Raw genomic sequence first — 20319 nt, 5'->3', positions numbered from 1 at the left:
GGATGAGGTGGAAGGGCTTGGGGTAAAAAAACGGGGAGTTGGTGTTCTTACCTTCGGCGTCGGCGTCAGAGCTAACAAGAACTCAGGAGGGGGCCCGGCGGGTAGGTATTGAGCTGGCATCCAATTCTTTCGCATCGTCACGGTCGGGGTATTCAACCGCTCTCGAACCTCCAGGTAACGCTCGGCCACTTGGCCGAGCTGACAATCCTCTATCTCGAGCGGCAGATCACTGGTGCGCCCATAGCGCCGCTGCCTAAGCCAGCTTTCGGGGTTGACTCGCCATGGCTGCGGCACCATCACCCGCGGTCGCGTCGGGAGCCTCGTTTCTCGTCCCTGAAGCTTGCGCCGAGAGGACAGATCATCCGGGCGCCCTGAACGGGCGGTCTCATAAAGCGTCGTTGAAAGGCGCCTCGGCAGCGCGCGATGCCTTCGCCACCACCACCCATCAAGCGCCGAGGCTGTTGTTCTTCAACGGCAATTGTCGGATGCGCTTGCCAGTGGCCGCAAAGACCGCATTAAGAACCGCTGGTCCCGCTACCGCGATCGTCGGCTCGCCGACGCCGCCCCAGAAATTCCCCGATGGCATGAGAATGGTTTCGACGGGCGGCATCTGGTCCATACGCATGACCTCGTAGGTATCGAAATTCTCCTGTTCGACGCGACCGCCATTGATCGTGCACTCTCCATAGAGACAGGCGGAAAGACCATAGACGAACGAGCCCTCCACCTGCCGCTCGGCTTGGGCGGGATTTACAATGTGGCCCGGGTCCGTCGCCGCGACGATGCGGTGGATCTTAAGCTGACCGTCTGTGACCGAGACTTCCGCCGCGGCTGCGACGTAGCTGCCGAATCCCATGATCTGGGCAAGACCGCGATGGATCCCGTTTCCTGCCGGCTTTTCCCAGCCGACCCGTTCGGCGACTGCCTCGAGAACGGCAAGGTGCTTGGGATGGTCGACGAGCAGCTTGCGGCGGAATTCGAGTGGATCGATGCCGGCCTCATGCGCCAGTTCATCGATGAAGCACTCCACGTAAAGCGCGTTCTGATTGAGGTTGACCCCACGCCAGAAACCGGGAGGAACTGGCGGATTGCGCATGGCGTAATCAATCAGGAGATTGGGAATGGTGTAGCCAAAGGCGCCCTCCGTCCCGCCATCGTTCAGACCTTGGAAGACGGCCGGATCGCGACCGGTTTCGCGCACTTCGGCGCGAAGTGGCCACAGAATTGACTGGCCGCTGATCCGCATATGAAGAGCAGCCACGTTACCACTGGCGTCGAGCGCAGCTCTGAAACGACATTGCGTTACCGGGTGGTAGGCACCGTGAAGCATGTCCTCTTCGCGCGACCAGATCAGCTTCACCGGTGTGCCCGGGAGTTCCTTGGCGAGCTTTACGGCCTGACGGACGTATTCCTGATAGTTGCCGCGCCTGCCGAAGCCGCCACCGAGGTGGAGCTTGTAGACCTCGCATTGCTCGATCTGCAGGCCGGATGCTTCGGCCGCGGCGGCAAGGCTCATCTCTCCGTTTTGTGTTGGCACCCAGACTTCGCATTTGTCCGTCGTATATCGCGCCGTAGCGTTCATCGGCTCCATGGTGGCATGGGCTTGGTACGGAAAGGAGTAGGTCGCCGTCACCACTTTGGCGTCGCCGTCAAGCACGGCGCGCGCATCGCCGATCGCCGTGCCAGCGACGACGTCCTCCGCATCCAGTCCTTCTCTCAGCATCGCGGCAATCGTTTCGCTGGTGACGTTCGTGTTCGGGCCTTCATCCCAAACGATCGGCAGCGCATTAAGGGCGGAATGCGCCTGCCACCACGTGTCGGCAACGACGGCAACGGCCGTGTCATCGACCTGGACGACCTTTCGTACGCCGGGCATTCCAGATACGACCGTCGCGTCGAAGCTTGCAACTTTGCCTCCAAAGACCGGGCAGGCCTTGATCGAGGCGTTCAACATGCCCGGTAACGTCAGATCGACGCCATAAATCTGTTTGCCTATGAGCTTGTCGCGCGTGTCGAGCCTCGGTAGCGGCTTTCCGGCGATCTTCCACTCCCGCGGTGCTTTTAGAGCGATGTTCGTCGGCAGCGGCATCTGTGCGGCTAGCGAGGTGACCGTGCCGTATGTGACGGTGCGACCCGAAGAAGCGTGGGTGATGACACTGTTCGCGGCCGAGCACTCGTCAGCGGACACCTCCCAAAGGCTCGCGGCAGCTGAGATGAGCATTTGCCGTGCGGCCGCTCCGCCCTCGCGCACATATTGGTGTGACTCACGAATACCGCGGCTGCCGCCGGTCGAGAAGCTGCCCCAAACGCGGTTTCGCCTTAGGCTGTCCCCGGGAGTGGGATATTCGGTGGTCACTTTCGACCAATCGCACTCGAGCTCTTCGGCCACAAGTTGTGCGAGACCTGTCAATGTTCCCTGGCCCATTTCCGAACGAGCGATGCGGATCACCACGGTGTCATCCGGGCGGATGAGCACCCAAGCGTTGATCTCAGGAAGGACGGCGGAGCGCCCTCAGCCTGCGCCGCAAAGGGCACATGGAAGCCGAGCGAGAGGCCGCCGGCCGTGGCGGCGGTGCCAATGAGGAATTTGCGGCGCGACAAGGTTGCGACTGTCATGGTCAGGTCCTCATCTTTTCTGGGATGCGCTGGCGGTTTCAGCGGCGAGTTTGATGGCGGCGCGGACGCGGTTATAGGTCCCGCAGCGACAAATGTTGGTAATCTCGGCGCTAATATCGTCGTCGCTCGGACTTGGCGTGCTGCTGATGAGGGCGGCGGCCGCCATGATCATGCCAGCTTGACAGTATCCACATTGTGGAACGTCGAGCGCCAGCCATGCCTGCTGGACCGGATGGGAGCCGTCCTCGGACAGGCCTTCGATCGTGACGATCTTTTGACCTGATTCTACTGCACTGACCGGCAACGCGCAGGAGCGCGTCGCAACACCGTCTATATGGACTGTGCAGGCGCCGCATTGCGCTATCCCGCAGCCGAATTTGGTGCCGGTCAGACCTACCTGTTCGCGTAGTACCCAAAGAAGGGGGGTCTCGGGATCTACCTCAATATTCCGCGTCTCGCCGTTGATGGTCAATTGAGCCATGATACCTTTCCTTGCCGGGTTAGCGGCGGCGAACCGCCAGCGATTGCTTGAACGTTCACCAGTCGCATGCTTGCCTCACTGGGTCGTCTCGCCAGGATTACTCCGCAGATAGGAGATGATCGCCGATCGCTGCGCCGCGTCGCGAATGCTGACGCTCATCGTGGTGCCCGGCACAGCCTGGCGTGGATTGTTTAAGTAGTCTTGCAGACGCTCTTCGTCCCAGACGAATCCCGATGTGCTGAGTGCCTTCGAGTAGCGAGCGCCTTCCACACTGCCGGCTGAGCGGCCAACGAGCCCGGATAGATGCGGACCGACACGGTTTTCGCCCGGATTCAGGCTGTGGCAGGAGGCGCAGCGGGTGCGGAAAAGTCTCTCGCCTGCGGTAGCCGCCGGTTCCTGTGCCGGGCTCGCGCCAGGCCAGAGCAGGGCACCGAGAATGGGAGCGGAGATCAGATGCTTGTTTTTCATGAACAATCCTCGGAGTTGGCGGCTGCGAGGCAGGGCACGAACACCTCCCGTGCAGATCGCTTCGACAACCGAAGGATAGTTGGCGTTTGTCGCAGAGATTTGCCGGTGGAACTGCCGAGTTGTAACGAATTATCTCAAAACATGCTGGATGAGGCCGAGCGCGAGACAGGCTGGCCGGATGCCACAGGCGCAGGGCGATCGAGTTCCCACGCCACGACGGTTGGTTTGGCGCTGCGGCTTTGCTCCGCCCGCGCGAGTTTTCCCTGGTGAAAGTGTCAAGCTGAATTTCGGCTCTGGGGAGCTTTATTTTTGACGCATATTCGGCCGCTACTCGGACTGAATATATTTCCGGCACCTTACACTAAGCTGGCCGACACATGCTGATACAATTACCATAGAATCTGGGAAAATATTGCGACAAGTTGCGGCTAAGCTTCGACCATCAAATCATCCCTCAAGAAAGTTCTGAAGCATGAAACGTAAACTCGTCGAGAGTGAGCCTGGGTATCTTCGTGATCGCCGTGAAGCTGGTGCGCGGCCAGCGGCGAATGTATTAGCGGGTTTACTGCTGAGTGCAGCTTCGATCCTTTGCGCCGCTATGATTGTTCCGGCGGCTGACCTTACCGAAGAGACTTGCGCGGCTCAGACAGCAAGCGCCGAAAAACAAGCGCCGTGCCTGAAGCTGGCGCCGGCTCAGGCCTACGGCGTGCAACCGTCATTGCGGCACACAAGCTGAAAAGCCGCCAATCAGGGAAGGGCGCGGCCGCACACATCGCCATTGCACCGCCGGGATGCGGTATGCGCTCGTCGCCGATCTGGACGGTAGGGTTGCCGCTATCCGCGCAAGGGCGGCCGGAACGCCTTATCCACAGCCAAGGTAGCAGCGCTTCAAGCGCCTCGATCCGACTTGGGAAGCGTTATCGTCGCGCTCAGGCCATTCTTCAGTCGCGACAGGGTGATGTCGCCGCCGTGGTGGCGAACGGTTGCCCGGGCGATCGACAGGCCTAGGCCAACCCCGCCTGTTTCGCGATTTCGCGAGGACTCCAGTCGGAAGAATGGCTCAAAAACACGCTCGAAATCTGCTTCGGGAATCCCGGGCCCCTTGTCCTCAATTGCGATTCGAACGGAGGAGGGCGTCTCATTGAGCTGGACGCGAGCCTCGTTGCCGTAGCGCACGGCGTTTTCGATCAGGTTGCGGACGGCGCGCCTGAGGCCGTCCGGACGGCAGCGATAGGTGATCTTGGGGCTATCGAGAAATGTTACATTCTGCCCGAGGTCAGCAAGGTCGTCACAGAGGCTTTCGATCAAAGCCGTCAAATTGACGGTACGGGTTGGCTCCGTCACGGCCTCCTCGCGTGCAAAGGCAAGCGCTGCCTCGGTCATCGTCTGGATCTCGCCGATCGTCGCCATCATTTTCTGCTGAGCGTCGCTATCTGTCACGAACTCGGCCCGCAGACGCAGCGAAGTAAGCGGCGTGCGAATATCGTGACTGATCGCAGCGAGCATGCGCGTCCTATCCTCGACGAAGCGCGTAAGTCGCGCCTGCATCCGGTTGAAGGCCTCCGTCGTCCTGCGGATATCATCGGGACCCGTTTCCGGCAGTGGCTCGACGGATTGGCCTCTGCCGAGAGCCTCCGCGGCGCCTGCCAGCCGGCGCATGGGTCTTGCCATGCGGTTAGCTACGAAGACACCGATCAACGCAAGCGTTGTCGCGGTGACGGCGAGCGAGACGAGGGACTGCGTGTTCCAGAAAGGATTCGGCATCGTCTTGCGATAGACGGAGTTCAGCCAGCGCCCATCGCTGAGTTGGACCGCAAGTCCCATGCCGTGGGAATCGCCCAGCGGAAGAAACTTGGCAAACCGGGGCAGGCTCCATACGTCAGTCGAAAGTCGCGTCCAGCCCTCAGAGGCAATCGCCCTCTCGAAAAGCTGGAGGCCCTTGGCTGACGGCGTCTTGGCTGGCGCAGCCGAGGTTAGCTCAGGCGGGCGATAGGCTGGGAGCAGGTTGGGTAGCGGTTCCTCCAGTTGCGCGACTGCCTGTTTTCGCCAGGCGAGCGTATCGACGGGATCGTGTCCCGACATCCAAAAGCGTGTATACGTTGTTCCGCTTGCCCGCAGGACATCGGTATGGAAACCTGGAGGAATGGACTCGAGCAGAGTTGCAAGCGACGCCGTACGGCTCAAGAATTCACCCTTCGATGCCGCACGCAAAGCCTTGTCGCGTTCGTCCCAGGAGATCAGAAACCCGATCACTTGCGACAACACAAGCGCCATCAACAGAAAACAGATGAACTGAGCCGCGAGGCTCTTCCTCCACCACCGCATCAGTAGGTTTCTACCTCCGCCACGAAGCTGTATCCTCCACCCCAGTGCGTCTTGATCAAAGATGGATTTTTCGGGTCGCTCTCGATCTTCTTGCGCAACCGACTGACCTGGTTGTCGATGCTGCGATCAAAGCTCTCGGCCGCACGTCCAGCCGTCAGGTCAAGTAGCTGGTCACGGCTCAACACCAGACCGGGGTGCTCCAGGAAGGCATTGAGCAGCCGGAACTCCGCCGTGCTCAACGCCACGCTCACGCCATCGCGCCCGAGGAGCTCCCGGCGGCCAGTGTCGAGTTCCCAGACGTCGAAGCGTATCGATTTGGCCTTGATCCTTCCGCGCTGGGGCGGGAGGCTGTTGACGCGCCGCAGCACCGCCCGGATCCTTGCCAGGAGTTCGCGCGGGTTGAACGGCTTGGTGATGTAATCGTCGGCGCCGAGTTCCAGGCCGACGATCCGGTCCGTCCCGTCTGCCATCGCCGTCAGAAAGATGACCGGCAGCTCCGTCGTCGTGCGCAACTGACGGCAGACGGTCAGGCCGTCCTCGCCAGGCATCATGATGTCCAGCACGACGAGATCGGGGGCGCCCTTCTCCAAGAGGCGTCGAAGCGCTTCGCCGCTTTCCGCGACGGAAACACGGTAGCCCTGTTGTGTGAGATATTTCCCGACCAGGTCGCGAATATCGCGATGATCATCCACAACGGCGATGTGAGGCGTCGGTTGCATATCGCTCTCGTCCGGGGCGGAGTTGTCTTTACAAACACATATCGCCAGCGCCCAGGCTCCGCATTCAAAAAAGTGTATCAAACAGTGTCAACTGCGAAACCTCGGCCTGGACGATGGCATTCTGTTGTACGCCCCATGTTGCCCGGCAACATGACTAAATCGGGGAATTTGCGGCGGCACGAGCATCCAAGACCACCCAACGTCGTTGATACACTTTGCCACGAACAGCACATTCACTCGCATAACCACGCGACAACTTACCTCTAGGGTCTCTCCTGTCCGACGCCTCGCGGTTCCCTCGCATCTGTTCGGACTTCGTCGCCATCGCGCCCTAACACCTCCCGAGCAAGGGCGCGATGGCGAACACGCACAAGGAGAATTCAATGACTACCAAGCACTATATCGCAGCCGCCATCGTCTCGTTTGGGACGCTTACGAGCTTCGGACCCGCGCTCGCCGCCTTCGACTACTACGAAGGCGTTGATATCAATGCGAAGAGCCGAGCCGCTTCGCCCGCCAAGAATACCGACGATGGCGCGACCGGCGGCATCAGGACGAATTCCGCCACATATGGCTTCCCAAGCACGGTGAAACCGGTTCAACGGGTCGTGAAGGGCGGTGAAGGTGGATACTACCAGGGACTCAGCCGCCAGCGTTGAGAACACTTAGAAGAGCGTCGCTTGCTGACCAGCTTCTGTTTGCTCAACCGGCAGCAACGTCATCGCCTCTGCAGGGAACGGCCGCTGCAGCGCCTTGGCGTCCTTCCAATCGGCCGTCGGCCACAGCTCGATTTCCTCCGGCTCGGTCAGGATGATGGACATTGCTTTCGTATGGATCGGCTTGACGACTGAGTTGGCCTCGCAGGTGAGAAGGCGAACAGTTCGTGCTCGCCGACCCGCGGGGCCAATGGGAAGAGTCGAGGTCGCGAATGTTGGTGACGCCGTAATCGGGCCTGCCATTTGTGACCGTCGGCGGCAACGGCATGCCCCAGGTCAGATTGACCAGCTCGCGCTCGCCATCGGCGTTGTTGCGGATCACACGCCCTGCTTGTCGGGGAATATTTCCGTTGTCGGGCTAGCCCGGTTGGTCATGTCGTTATGCCGGCGCGCCGCATGCCACAACTCATCAAATGCGACTTCGATGCGGTATCGATTGCACATCCACCCACTCCGAATCGCGGTCGATCCTGCCGAGCCGCCAACCATTGTTGCTCTTGTTTCCGCAGCGTGAACATCGGAGCTTCGACCGTAATTCGTCACGGGTGCTCTGGCTGCCGAACCTGGAGGCGATCTCCCAGCGGTTCACCCAATTGCGAAAATCACACGCAGCGCAGCGCGCGCCAAGGATTTTTGCACGATGGCTCACCGCGTGCGGGCAAAGCAGACCCACGTATCACCGCAACTACGCGCTGGTCAGTCAGGCACTCGGTTGATCTTGGTTAAAAACTGCGTGGACTCGCATGTCAGACTCGACGGTGCGATCTGCCTCATCCACTCACCGTCCTATCGCGGCCAGCGGCGGGCGGGTGCTGAAACGGCCAAGGACGCAACTGTCACCGCGACCGCACGGGCAGGACAGCATCTCACTCTACATCGCGAACGCCAACTGCCTTTATAGCGCTTGATACATAACGAAGGCGTCAACGTAGCCATGTGTCGGGTGCCTGAACGCGCCGGGCAATGTGCCCACGACTTCAAAACCCATTTTCTGCCATAGCGAAATGGCCCGCAGGTTTGTGCTCACGACGAAGTTGAACTGCATCGCCCGATACCCGTGGGCGCGGGCGGTTGCCATTGGGTGTTCGCACAAACTACGTGCAACGCCTTTACCGGTCGCATTAGGTGCTGTGACGTATCCACAGTTGCAAACATGCTGACCACCGCCCGCCTGATTGGAACGCATGTAATAGGTGCCGAGAATGGCGCCCGCTTGCTCGGCAACGAAGACTTCCTTGTCTGCTCCCATCCAGTACGCGAGAGCCTCTGCCCGGCTCAGGTTGGGATCAAGCGCATAGGTTTCTCCCGCTCGGATTATGGGTTCAATAATTGACCAGACGGCGGGAGCGTCTGCGGATGAGGCGGGGCGAATATACATGGCGCCATCATTAGCCTTGGCGGTAGGCGCTGAGAAGCGGGTCATGGTGTTTTATCCTTTGCGGACTGGCAAATGGCGGCTCCGCCTGGGCGCTTCGAGGTTGCATCACCCTCCACGCGAAATCGAAAGAGCCAACCTGACCTTTCGTCCCGAGTTTGTGCTGATGGGCCGAGGAATCCGGCCGGTACGCGGCTGAGGCTCTGCGGCTTGAGCGTCATCCGCACCGTCATGGCATCGACCAGCATCTTGTCCCAGCCGGAGAGGAAGCACCCGAGGTGGTGCTTGCTCCGCGTCGAACCGGCGGCGCCGGCATCCACAGCGTCGCCTCGCCGGTTATGGGCGCGGAGCGCTGGTCAGCGTTGATCAAGCAATTTGATCTGGAGATCTTCCCAGTGCTCCTGGAACGCCTCCCGCGCCGTATCATAGTGTCGGCTTTTCAAGCTGTTGATGAGCCGCTCGTGTTCTTCCGCCATTTCTTCGGCAGTGGCGTAGAAATCCTGCCGCTGTGCGAGGAGAAGCTCGATCTCGCCCTCGAGGTCTGAATAGGTTCGCTTCAGCCGAGCGCTGCCGCTAGCGGCGATAATCGCGCGGTGGAAGTCACGGTCCGCGCCAACCAACAGGGATCTGTCGGTGGATAGAGTCGACCTGTGCATAACCTCGACCGCCTCCAGCGCCTGAGATGGGATGACGCCGGTCAGCACGATCAGACGAATGGCCTCGCCTTCGATGGCGCCGCGCACGCGTGTGATATCGACGATATCGTCGGGCCCGAATTCAGGCACCACAAAGCCTCTGTTCGGTATCTGACGCAGCAGGCCCTGCGTGACGAGCACCTGGGCTGCTGTACGGAATGTGTGCCGCGAGGTCGAATGCTCCTCGCACATCTTCACATCGCGAAGGAACTCGCCCGGATGGAAATCTCCCGACAAGATGCGCCGTCGCAAGGCGTGTGTCAGGGTTTCCACCGCGCTAGCCGGCATGGGCTCGACTTTCATCTCAAGATCTTCGGCTTGATTCGTGGCGTGCAGCGTCGGCATGGCTGTGGCTTTGCTCGTTGATTTTGTTTTCATACCTACGCCACATGCGGCGGCATAGGGCAAGGGAGATGATATTGTGCCGCCCGGGTCCTAGATCTGCACGGACCGAAGCGCCTCGTCGACACCCTCGAGGAGACGCGCCGCATTGGCCGATGTGAAGATGAGCGGGGGCCTGATCTTGAGGATATGCGCGTCCGCTCCCGTCGCGGAAATGAGGATGCGCCGGTCGCGCAATGCATTGACGGCAGCAAGCGCACGGTCCATGTCCGGCGTTTTCCGGTCTTTATCCCTGACGAGTTCGACGGCGAAATAGAGGCCGGCCCCGCGAACATCGCCGACGAATTCATATTTCTTCTGCAGGTCCCGCAGGCCGTCGAGGATTTCGCCACCGACCTTGGCGGCGTTGTCCAACAGGCCCTCTTCGACGATCGTGTCGAGCACGGCTCTTGCCGCGGCAATAGCGACGGAGTTGCCGCCAAACGTGTTGAAGTAGCGCATGCTGGATCCGAATTCGGCGACGAGTTCGGGCCGCAGGACCACGCCGGCAACGGGATAGCCGTTGCCCATGGGCTTGCCCATTGTTACGATGTCCGGATCGACCTTGTGACGGGAGTGACCCCGAAAATGGGTGCCGGTCCGCCCGAATCCGGACTGCACCTCGTCGGCGATGAACAGGCCGCCTGCCTTACGCACCACTTCCGCCACCGGCGCCAATACGTCCGTCGGATCGACATAGAGACCATCGGAGGAGAAGACGGAGTCGGCGATGAAGGCCGCCAGGCCGCCGCCATGCCGCTCCATGTCGGCGATCTGCCGTGCGACGTCCTCCGCCATCCGCCGGCCGATTTCCTCGACGGGTAGGCGGTAGGAATCGGGCGCGGCGACCGTGCGGACATAGGGATCCAGAGCCGACTTCTTGCCGAGCGACGGCGAGATTGCCGCTATCGCGCCGCTGTTGCCGTGATAGGCGTCGGCCGTGACGATGACGCCGGTCTTACGTGTGTGATAACGCGCGATACGCAAGGCGAGATCGTTAGCTTCCGAGCCGGTGCATGTGAACATCGCGCATCCGGTTCGGCCGAGTTCGCCACCGAACGTATTGATCAAGGCTTCGGCATAGTCCAGCAGGGGCTCCTGCATGTAACGCGTGTGGGTACAGAGTACCTCGAGCTGCTTCTGGATCGCCTCGATGACGCGTGGATGAGAGTGACCCAGCGATACCACGTTGTTATAGGCGTCGAGATATTCGTCGCCGTGCCTGTCATAGAGGAAGACGCCCTTGGCACGGGAGATCTCGACCGGCGACTTGTAGAAGAGTCGATAAGCGGGCCCGAGCAGCCTTTGCCGCCTGGCGATATGCGCCAAATCTTCGCTTGTGAGATGAGACGTGTCCTGGGGGTTGAAGCCATTTGGCATGTCGCCACGGAAGCCCTTGGGCAGGGTAGTCGATTGCTGGGACATCACGGTTCCTATCGTGTCAGAAGATCGGAAATCTGTGCGGTCGAAATCGAGTGGAACCACTCGAGGTGGGCCCAGCCGGCTTCGGTATGGCGCAGGATATAGCGGCTATTCTCCGGGAAGATTTCGGCACGCCAGCACGTCAGCAGCGCACGGACCGCAAGACGGCCCATCGACAGGAAGGGGATGAGCCGAAGTTCCTCGTCCGTCAGTTCGGCGTGGCGGAGATAGCCGCGCAGAACGTCGCGCGGTTCGTCGAACAGGTCACGCCGGTTCCCATGGTCGAACGTTTTTGGCATTTGATTCATCAACGCCGTGGAGACATCAACGGCGACAGCGGTACGGACCGCATCGCCGAAGTCGATGACGCCGGTCAGGAACTGCGGGCTGGCGTGATTGACGACTAGGTTCGACGTATTGAAGTCGTTGTGGAGCACCTGCCGCCGGCACAGGTCGAGGCTCGGCTTGACTTCGGCAAACCGCTCGAGCGCGCGGACGGTCCAGGCCCGCTTGCCGCCCCCGGGGATGAAACTCAACAGATCGGCGAGATCGAGCAGATGGGTGACGTCCCATGCCAGCGCCCGGCCGTCTGCGGGATGCGAGAAATCGGCCATGGAATGACGCAGCTTTGCCAGGATTTCGCCGATCCGTTCGCGCTGCGGGGCTGTGGCAGATGTCCGGTCGAGCGGAGTACCTTGGAGGAAGGTGATGAGCCGCACCACCCGCCGCTCGCCGGCCCTGGTGGTGACGATGGGCAAATCCACACCGTCGGCGTCGCGAAGTGCACGGGGGACGGGTAGATCTGGCGCCCGCTGCTCGAGATGACGCATCAGGGCGACCTGGAAATCGAGCTCCTCCATCCGCTCGGAAGGATGAGCGATCTTCAGCACAAACTTCCCCCGGGCCGCGCAGTTGAGGAGGAAGGTGTCGTCTTTCTCGGTTTCAAAGCGCGTGGCCGAGCCTCGCGCGCGATACAGCCGTGCGGCGATTTCTTCGGCTTCCGCAGCGCCCACGGGGTGGCACACCTCGGAAAGCTCAGGGACGCGGGCTGGCCCACACTGATGCTTGTGACCCATCTTTAACTCATTCAGATCCTGCCTCGGGAATGGGCAGCTCGAGGCCTTAGTATCTCACTTTCCATTTTTTGTACAACAATTTTATTTTTGGATAGAGATTTCTGCCGTTGAGATCAGTCTTTTCTGCCGAAAGAAGATTGACGACTGCGCGAGATTTTCTGGTGAGTAGGCACACGACCGCGCAAAATGCAGGGGTCGTCAGAGCATTACCGCGCAATTTGTATTGTTTGAACTACGACGCACTCAAGCTGTTGGCAAGCGTCAGGACGATTGGCTGTTTGGAAATTGTTGGACAATCATTTGCCATCGCCACAAAGTTATGCCAGTGTGCTCCCTCTGGCCGGAGTGCAGCAACCCAGTTGGAGTGCTCCGCTGGGCGGAATTGGCCCGAGACCAAAAAAAGGCAAAGGCAATGAAACTGATCAGATACGCTGCAGCATTGCGGTCTATCGGCGCCGCGACCTCTTTAGACAGGCGGCATGCCGAGCACCATTACCTTGTATAGGCACACTCTGCCGTGAAAATTGGAAGGAATACACGCCATGACTCGATTTCGACCGAAGTACGTCACCTTCGACTGCTACGGCACACTCACCAATTTCGATATGGCCGGCGCTGCGCGACGCGTTTACGCCGAGCGCCTCTCCCCAGAAACGATGGCCGGCTTTGTCGAGGCTTTTCGAGGCTATCGCCTTGACGAGGTGCTAGGGCCATGGAAACCTTTCCTCGAAGTGGTGCACAATTCCATCGAACGTAGTTGCAAACGCATCGGTATCCCGTTCAAACCCGAAGACGCGCAACGCATCTATGACGAAGTGCCAACTTGGGGTCCGCACCCGGACGTCCCGGCTGGCCTGTCCAGGGTGGCCGAGGAAATTCCGCTGGTCATCCTGTCGAACTCCATGAACAGCCTGATCATGTCGAACGTGGAAAAGCTGGGCGCGCCCATCCATATGGTCATCACGGCAGAAGAAGTTGGGGCCTACAAACCTCTGATGAAGGGCTTCGAATACATGCTCGACAAGCTCGGCTGCGGGCCCGAAGACATTACTCATGTGTCCTCATCCTTCCGCTACGACCTGATGACCGCCTATGACCTGGGCATCAAGAGCAAGGTCTGGGTCAACCGCGGCCATGAGCCAGCCAATCCCTATTACGAATATACCGAGATCGAGGATATCGGCGGGTTAGCCGCCGCCGTTGGCCTGGAGCCCGTACTCAAGCGCGCCTGAAAAACTAGCGCTCAGGCACTGTTGCTACGATGAGACCGGGGCGGTTCATTCGCCCCTTCTCTTTATCGTTCGAAGGGGAGCAAAGCACGGCATTTCCGGGGACCCCTTCCGCACGAGTGACCTGCTGGCGTTAGAGGATGGTGTGATCCGAACGTGACGCAACGGCACGTCGCTCTCGGGATGCATTCGTTGCGCGGCCGCTATCGAGTCCGCTTCGAATAACAGGGGCTGTTCCTCAACGACCGATATTGGGGCGTACAGCGGTCGTCCGCGAAGCGTGCGGGAATGACTGGACCGGGTGGTGAGCGGAGTTTCGACGTCGGAGGCTGAATGGGTAAGATGCGCCATTTGCGGGCCATCGCAACGGCCGTGTCGCAAACCCTTGGTATTTCTCGATTAGTCTTTTATTGCTGCCGGGGATCGAATGAGCGCCACATTCAAAGAGCTGCGACCGGATAGGTCAAGTCGGAGAGCTTTACGCACGAGTGCACAATATCCTGCGTGGCGCGGACTGGTATCTGCTGTAGCTGACGGAGGAACTTGGCGAATTGACAGCCGAACATCTGCTGATTGGCGGCAGAGCTAAACCAGACGCGGATGGGTCAGGGGCACGCGTGAGGCACTGGAGAATGAAGCCGCAGATTTGTCCGGCCAAGTGGTCCTGTATCTGCGCGAAAATGATATCGACATCGCATCCGCCATCGAGCGCAAGTGGCTTCGGCATCTTGATCATTATGTTGAACTCGACCGGACTACTGCAGCCGACAGCGTCTGATATTGTGGCGCAAAGGCCGACCTCCGCCATGGCAGGGATGCGCCACAAGCGGAAATCAACCCACCGTACCTGCGAACCGTTCTGGCCACCGTTCGCGCTGGAAGACCTCGCCTATGAAAGCGATAAGCACGCGAGACTAGCCTTCCAACGGTCCGCGAAGGGAAGCGAGACGCTATGCGCGGGTCGCCTTGCCTCGCAAAGGGCGAATGCGCGAGAATCCATGAGTGTGCATGTGCTTCAACGTTCGGGTAAAAAAGAGTTGTCGCGGAATTCCTATCCGGCGACGATGCATTTGGGGGACGCGAATGTTCGACGAGGCAAGCTTCCTGCGTATGTCTATAGCCGCTACCGCTGTTGTCGCGGCGTTTGGCATTGTCTTCGGCCTGCTGTCTGGTTCCTTCTCCATTGCCTTTGACGGAGTCTATTCGCTTGCCGATGCCGGTATGACGGTAATGGCCCTCTGGGTTTCCAGTCTCATCGCCAGGTCGGCGACAGGCGACACGCTTCCCGGCAGAATGCGTGATCGCTTCACCATGGGTTTCTGGCATCTAGAGCCAATCGTTCTCCTCTTGAACGGCACGCTGCTGATCGTGGTTGCGATCTATGCGCTGATCAACGCCGTCATCAGTGTCTTGCGGGGAGGCCACGAATTGCAGTTCGGCTTTGCGATCGTCTATGCTGCCTTCACCGTCGTCGCCTGTACGATCATGGCGGTGACCGGCGCTCGGGTAAACCGAAAGCTGCAGTCGGATTTCATTGCACTCGATGTGAAGGCCTGGATAATGTCGGGCGGCATCGCTTTCGCCCTCCTGCTGGCTTTCCTCCTTGGCTATGGAGTTCGCGGAACTCCCCTTGGCTGGATCTCCGCCTATGTGGATCCGGCCGTTTTGGCCTTGGTATGTATCGTGATTATCCCATTGCCGATCGGCATTGTGCGGCAGGCCTTGTCCGACATCCTGCTCATTACGCCAGGAGACCTCAAGGCGCATATCGACCGCGTTGCCGGCGAAGTGGTACGGCGTCAGGGGTTCCTCACTTATCGCGCCTACGTCGCCAAGGTCGGGCGGGCCACGCAGATCGAGCTCTACTTTATAGTGCCTCAAAATCTGCCGCCGAGAAGTATCGAGGCATGGGATCGCGTCCGCGACGAGGTCGGTGCGGCGATTGGGGGCGAGGGCCACGACCGCTGGCTGACGATCGCCTTCACTGCGGATCTCGAATGGGCCGAGTGAATATGCCCGCGGGGCGTTGCCTGCCCGCGAATTGCTTCCGAACCCCTCTATCGTGAAAGGCCCAAGTCGAAGCACGCCGCACCTGCGGCAAATTGATTTTGATTGGAATCAACGACGGATCAGCGCCGCGCGTCTATGTTGAATCGGGCGTACGCCTAGTCGCAGGGGAGCGTGGGGACCATGGAGTTCTACAAGGCATTCCCGATAGCAGTCATTGATGAAGACTTTGAAGGCAAGAACGCGACCGGCCGCGGCATGCGAAATCTGGCACAAGCGATCGAAAAGGAAGGCTTTCGCGTTGTGGCAGGCCTCACATATGAGGATGCGCGCCGGCTTGTGCATATCTTTAATACCGAATCCTGCTGGCTAGTTTCGGTCGACGGGGCCGAGGACAACGCGACCCGGTGGGAGGTTCTGGCGGAGGTACTGTCCGCCAAGCGTTCAAAGAACACCCACCTGCCAATTTTTCTTTTTGGCGACGACACAACCGCAGAGATGGTGCCGGCGAACGTGTTGCGCCACGCCAATGCCTTCATGCGCCTTTTCGAAGATTCTCCCCAGTTCATGGCCCGGACCATCGTGCGTGCGGCGCACAACTACCTTGATCGCCTTCCTCCGCCGATGTTCAAGGCGCTCATGGATTATACGCTTCATGGCGCCTATTCCTGGCACACGCCGGGCCATGGTGGAGGCGTAGCCTTTCGCAAAAGCCCAGTCGGGCAGCTCTTCTATGCCTTCTTTGGAGAAAACACGCTGAGATCGGATATTTCCGTTTCGGTCGGCAGCGTCGGCTCGCTTCTCGATCATGTCGGGCCGATCGCCGAGGGGGAGCGAAATGCGTCTCGCATATTCGGCGCGGATGAGACGCTCTTCGTGGTAGGCGGTACGTCGACCGCCAACAAGATCATCTGGCATGGCACGGTAAGCCGGGGCGATCTGGTCCTGTGCGATCGCAACTGCCACAAATCGATCCTGCACTCGCTGATCATGACCGGCGCAACCCCGATCTATTTGACGCCGTCACGAAACGGGCTCGGCATCATCGGCCCGATCTCCAAGGATCAGTTCACACCCGAAGCCATTGCAAAAAAGATCGCTGCGAGCCCGTTTGCCGGCGAAACGAGCGGCAAGGTTCGTTTGATGGTAGTCACCAACTCCACCTACGACGGGCTTTGCTACAACGTCGACGGGATCAAGACATCACTGGGCGATGCCGTGGAAATCCTCCACTTTGACGAAGCTTGGTATGCCTACGCGAATTTCCACGAGTTCTATGATGGCTATCATGCGATCTCCTCGGCGCAGCCGGCGCGCTCTCAGAATGCGATAACCTTCGCCACCCAGTCGACGCACAAGCTGCTCGCGGCCTTCTCTCAGGCCTCAATGATCCATGTGCAAAACGCCGAAACGAAACGGCTCGATATCACACGCTTTAATGAAGCTTTCATGATGCACACGTCGACCTCCCCTCAATATGGCATCATCGCCTCGTGCGACGTGGCGGCGGCGATGATGGAGCAGCCCGCCGGCCGGGCGCTGGTTCAGGAAACCCTGGACGAGGCGATCAGCTTCCGCAGGGCCATGAACAACGCCAGGAAACAGATGCCAGATTCCTGGTGGTTCGACGTATGGGAGCCTTCCATTGCCGATGAGACGCCAAGCGATTCCAAGACTGATTGGGTCCTGAAGTCCGGTGATGTCTGGCATGGTTTTGGGGAGCTGATCGAGAACCACGTAATGGTCGATCCCATCAAGGTCACCATTCTTTCGCCAGGGCTGTTGGCCGACGGAACAATGCAGGAGCACGGTATACCGGCCGCCGTCGTCACCAAATTCCTCTCCTCTCGCCGCATCGAAATCGAGAAGACCGGGCTCTATTCATTCTTGGTGCTCTTCTCCATGGGGGTCACGCGGGGCAAGTGGAGCACGCTCATCACCGAACTCATGAATTTCAAAGATCTCTTCGACGCCAATGCGCCCCTCACGCGCGCTCTACCGGCGCTTGCGGCTGCGTATCCGGAGGCCTATGCGGCAATGGGGCTGCGGGATCTGTGTGAGCAGATCCATCAAGTCTACCTTAAGGACGACATGCCGAAAGCCCAGCGGGAGATGTACACGCTACTGCCCGATATGGCGCTCCGGCCTGCGGATGCCTATGACCATTTGGTCAAGGGACGCGTAGAAAGCGTCGATATCGACGCGCTGATGGGGCGGACGCTCGCGGTGATGATTGTCCCCTATCCGCCGGGGATTCCGCTCATCATGCCGGGAGAACGTATCACCGCTGCCACCAAATCAATCCAGGACTATCTGGTCTATGCCCGCGCCTTCGACCGCAAGTTCCCCGGCTTTGAAACAGACATCCACGGGCTCCGCTTCACGCACAACGATGGTGGGCGGCGCTACCTCGTGGATTGCATCGTCGAGGAGAGGCGCCATGATCCCGCGTGATGTCAAGGCACCGACGGTGGCGATTCCATTTCACAAATTGCTCAAGGTTGTCGCCATCGTGGACGTGACCAACGCCCAGACAAGGGAGTTTCTCGAGCAAATTGCAGCGGCGAATTTCGAGGTCGAGATACGAGATAATTTCACGCTGGATGTGTCGGAAGACGCATCGGTCGGCGCCTATATCGGCTCGGTGGAAGGCAATAGGATCGATGACGCTCGCAAATTTGTTCGATCGGTCAGACAGATCGGTTTCCGCACGCCCTTATGGGCATTGGCAGACGCTCGCGGCATCGCGGATATCGCTGCGGTTGAACTGGCGGGCGAGGTCGACGGTTTCGTCTATCTGGGGCAGCAGACCCCCGTCTTTTATGCCAAGCAGATCATCTCGAGCCTGGTGAACTATGGCAAAACGCTCTTGCCGCCTTTCTTCGGTGGTTTGATGGCTTATGACGGGGAGGCGAATATCGCTTTCGATTGCCCCGGCCACCAAGGCGGCCAGTTCTATCGCAAGTCGCCGGCCGGACAACTCTTTTTCAAGTATTTCGGAGAGAGCATCTTTCGTAACGACCTCTGCAATGCCGATGTCGATCTGGGTGATCTGCTGATCCACGAGGGGCCCGCAGTCGAAGCGCAAAAGAATGCCGCGCGGATTTTTGGTGCGGACCGAACCTACTTCATCCTGAACGGCACGAGTACATCTAATAAAGTGGTCACGAATGCGGTGCTCCGCGCTGGCGATCTCGTACTCTTCGACCGCAACAATCATAAGTCGCTTCACCAGGGCGCGCTCGTCCAGGCAGGAGCGATCCCGATCTATCTCCCGACGGCTCGAAACGCCTTCGGAATGATCGGTGCGGTCGACTGGGAGGCGTGGGAGGAGGCACATCTGCGCAAGCGAATAGCAGACCATCCCCTGGTGGCGGACAAGGCGCGAGCGAATGCCGAGCGGCCTTTCCGCCTCGCTTGCATTCAGCTCGCGACTTACGACGGCACCATCTACAACGTTCGCAAAGTCATGGAAAAGATAGGGCACCTTTGCGACTACGTCCTCTGGGACGAAGCTTGGATCGGGTACAACGCCTTCCATCCTCTGTTCGAGAATCACAGTCCGATGCGGATTGAGCCGCTCGGACCCGAGATGCCGGGACTGTTTTCGACGCAATCGGTTCACAAGCAGGGCGCGGGATTTTCGCAAGCCTCGCAGATCCACAAGCGTGACGAACACATCCGCAATCAGCGCCGCTTCATCGAGCACAAGCGCTTCAATGAATCCTTCCTCATGAATGTCTCGACTTCGCCGTTCTATCCACTGTTCGCCTCGCTCGACGTTAACGCGAAAGTCCACGAGGGGAAGGCGGGCGAGATGCTCTGGGACCGCTGCATTGAGCTCGGCATTGAAACGCGCAAGAAGTTGCGCGAGTTCGTTCGCCATTACGAGGCGACTGGTCCTGGGCCTCAGGAACAATGGTTCTTTGATCCATTCGTGCCCGATTCCGTGACGATCTCAGACTCAAAGCACACGGAAGACGTCGCCGAAACTCGATGGGAGGATCTTCCAACTGAGGTCTTGAAGCGTGAGCAGCAGTGCTGGCGGTTTGGCCCTGAGGCGTCGTGGCACGGCTATACAGGGTACGCGGACGGATACGCAATGGTGGATCCGAACAAGCTTGCTCTATTGACGCCCGGCATCGACCGGAAAACTGGCGAGTATCTCGACTTCGGCGTTCCGGCGACGGTCGTCGCGAACTACCTCCGTGAACAGCGCGTGGTTCCGGAGAAGTGCGACCTTAACAGTATACTCTTCCTGCTGACTCCGGCAGAGGACGAGAGCAAGCTCAACACGCTCATCGCCAAGCTGGTCAAGTTCAAGAACCTCTGGGATCGCGATGCGCCCCTCGCCGAAGTTTTGCCGACGATATGCGCGGCAAATCGAGATCGCTATGCGGGCTACACGCTTCGTCAGGTCTGTACCGAGATGCACAACTTCTATCGGGAGGCCGGCATCAAGGAACTGCAGCGATTGTGCTTCCGGGCCGAGAGCTTCCCAGAGCAGGCAATTTCCCCGAAGGAGGCTTACCAAGCATTGGTGGCCAACGATGTCGACTATGTGGCGCTGGATGGAGCGATTGGCAGGATCTCCGCGACGCTGGCCCTCATCTATCCTCCGGGCATTGGCGTCATTGTTCCCGGAGAGCGTTGGGACGAGAAAGCAAAGCCGATGCGCGATTACTTCCTGGCTTTCGAGGAATCGTTCAACCACTTTCCGGGTTTCAATTATGAGGTCCAAGGCGTGTTTCAAGAACGAGTCGACGAACGCATCAAGTTCCATACGTACGTCGTGCGCGAGTGACCGCC

Annotated in this window: 14 protein-coding genes and 1 pseudogene; 5 read left to right on the top strand and 10 right to left on the bottom strand. The window is 59.5% G+C overall.

What is annotated here, in order from left to right:
- Positions 1-445: 445 nt before the first annotated feature.
- The 5 genes and pseudogenes from N0Q91_RS23115 to N0Q91_RS23095 form a co-directional block, all read right to left on the bottom strand.
- Positions 446-2616: pseudogene (locus tag N0Q91_RS23115) on the bottom strand (xanthine dehydrogenase family protein molybdopterin-binding subunit).
- Between the two features lie 10 nt (positions 2617-2626).
- Positions 2627-3097: a (2Fe-2S)-binding protein gene (locus tag N0Q91_RS23110; RefSeq protein WP_275598376.1), complete on the bottom strand. Its 471-nt coding sequence runs from the start codon at positions 3095-3097 to the stop codon at positions 2627-2629.
- Between the two features lie 75 nt (positions 3098-3172).
- The gene (locus N0Q91_RS23105; RefSeq protein WP_275598375.1) at positions 3173-3565 is read right to left on the bottom strand and encodes a c-type cytochrome; all 393 of its coding nucleotides are present in this window, start codon (positions 3563-3565) and stop codon (positions 3173-3175) included.
- 888 nt (positions 3566-4453) lie between these two features.
- Entirely contained in the window at positions 4454-5890 is a 1437-nt protein-coding gene (locus tag N0Q91_RS23100) for a sensor histidine kinase (protein ID WP_275598374.1), read from the bottom strand.
- Positions 5890-6609, bottom strand: coding sequence for a response regulator (locus N0Q91_RS23095; RefSeq protein ID WP_275598373.1), 720 nt, complete (start codon positions 6607-6609; stop codon positions 5890-5892). The genes N0Q91_RS23100 and N0Q91_RS23095 overlap by 1 nt, the downstream gene beginning before the upstream one ends.
- A gap of 383 nt (positions 6610-6992) precedes the next feature.
- On the opposite strand from N0Q91_RS23095, the gene N0Q91_RS23090 reads away from it, so the two are divergent.
- Positions 6993-7268: a hypothetical protein gene (locus N0Q91_RS23090; RefSeq protein ID WP_275598372.1), complete on the top strand. Its 276-nt coding sequence runs from the start codon at positions 6993-6995 to the stop codon at positions 7266-7268.
- Positions 7269-7274: 6 nt separating this feature from the next.
- On the opposite strand, the gene N0Q91_RS23085 is transcribed toward N0Q91_RS23090, so the two are convergent.
- From N0Q91_RS23085 to N0Q91_RS23065, 5 genes are all read right to left on the bottom strand, one after another.
- Positions 7275-7430, bottom strand: coding sequence for a hypothetical protein (locus N0Q91_RS23085; protein ID WP_275598371.1), 156 nt, complete (start codon positions 7428-7430; stop codon positions 7275-7277).
- Between the two features lie 790 nt (positions 7431-8220).
- Positions 8221-8748 carry a GNAT family N-acetyltransferase gene (locus tag N0Q91_RS23080; protein ID WP_275598370.1) on the bottom strand — a complete coding sequence of 176 codons (528 nt, stop codon included), beginning with the start codon at positions 8746-8748 and terminating at the stop codon, positions 8221-8223.
- A 308-nt stretch (positions 8749-9056) separates the two neighbouring features.
- Positions 9057-9740: a GntR family transcriptional regulator gene (locus N0Q91_RS23075; RefSeq protein WP_275598698.1), complete on the bottom strand. Its 684-nt coding sequence runs from the start codon at positions 9738-9740 to the stop codon at positions 9057-9059.
- Between the two features lie 90 nt (positions 9741-9830).
- Positions 9831-11201 (bottom strand): aspartate aminotransferase family protein, encoded by a 1371-nt coding sequence (locus N0Q91_RS23070; RefSeq protein ID WP_275598369.1) that lies wholly within the window; start codon positions 11199-11201, stop codon positions 9831-9833.
- 8 nt (positions 11202-11209) lie between these two features.
- Positions 11210-12211 carry a phosphotransferase gene (locus tag N0Q91_RS23065; protein WP_275598368.1) on the bottom strand — a complete coding sequence of 334 codons (1002 nt, stop codon included), beginning with the start codon at positions 12209-12211 and terminating at the stop codon, positions 11210-11212.
- A gap of 605 nt (positions 12212-12816) precedes the next feature.
- Here N0Q91_RS23065 and N0Q91_RS23060 point away from each other — a divergent pair.
- The 4 genes from N0Q91_RS23060 (at position 12817) to speC (ending at position 20314) form a co-directional block, all read left to right on the top strand.
- On the top strand, positions 12817-13506 hold the full coding sequence (locus N0Q91_RS23060) for a haloacid dehalogenase type II (RefSeq protein WP_275598367.1): 690 nt from the start codon (positions 12817-12819) through the stop codon (positions 13504-13506).
- A gap of 1080 nt (positions 13507-14586) precedes the next feature.
- Positions 14587-15513, top strand: coding sequence for a cation diffusion facilitator family transporter (locus tag N0Q91_RS23055; protein WP_275598366.1), 927 nt, complete (start codon positions 14587-14589; stop codon positions 15511-15513).
- Positions 15514-15693: 180 nt separating this feature from the next.
- Positions 15694-17964, top strand: coding sequence for an Orn/Lys/Arg family decarboxylase (locus N0Q91_RS23050; RefSeq protein ID WP_275598365.1), 2271 nt, complete (start codon positions 15694-15696; stop codon positions 17962-17964).
- On the top strand, positions 17951-20314 hold the full coding sequence (gene speC / locus N0Q91_RS23045; RefSeq protein WP_275598364.1) for an ornithine decarboxylase: 2364 nt from the start codon (positions 17951-17953) through the stop codon (positions 20312-20314). Before N0Q91_RS23050 ends, speC begins: the two co-directional genes overlap by 14 nt.
- Positions 20315-20319 lie beyond the last annotated feature (5 nt).

This window comes from Sinorhizobium prairiense (genome assembly GCF_029201645.2).
Taxonomy (GTDB): domain Bacteria; phylum Pseudomonadota; class Alphaproteobacteria; order Rhizobiales; family Rhizobiaceae; genus Sinorhizobium; species Sinorhizobium meliloti_A.
The sequence above is the reverse complement of the archived record's forward strand: the minus strand, read 5'-3'. Positions and strand labels throughout refer to the sequence as shown.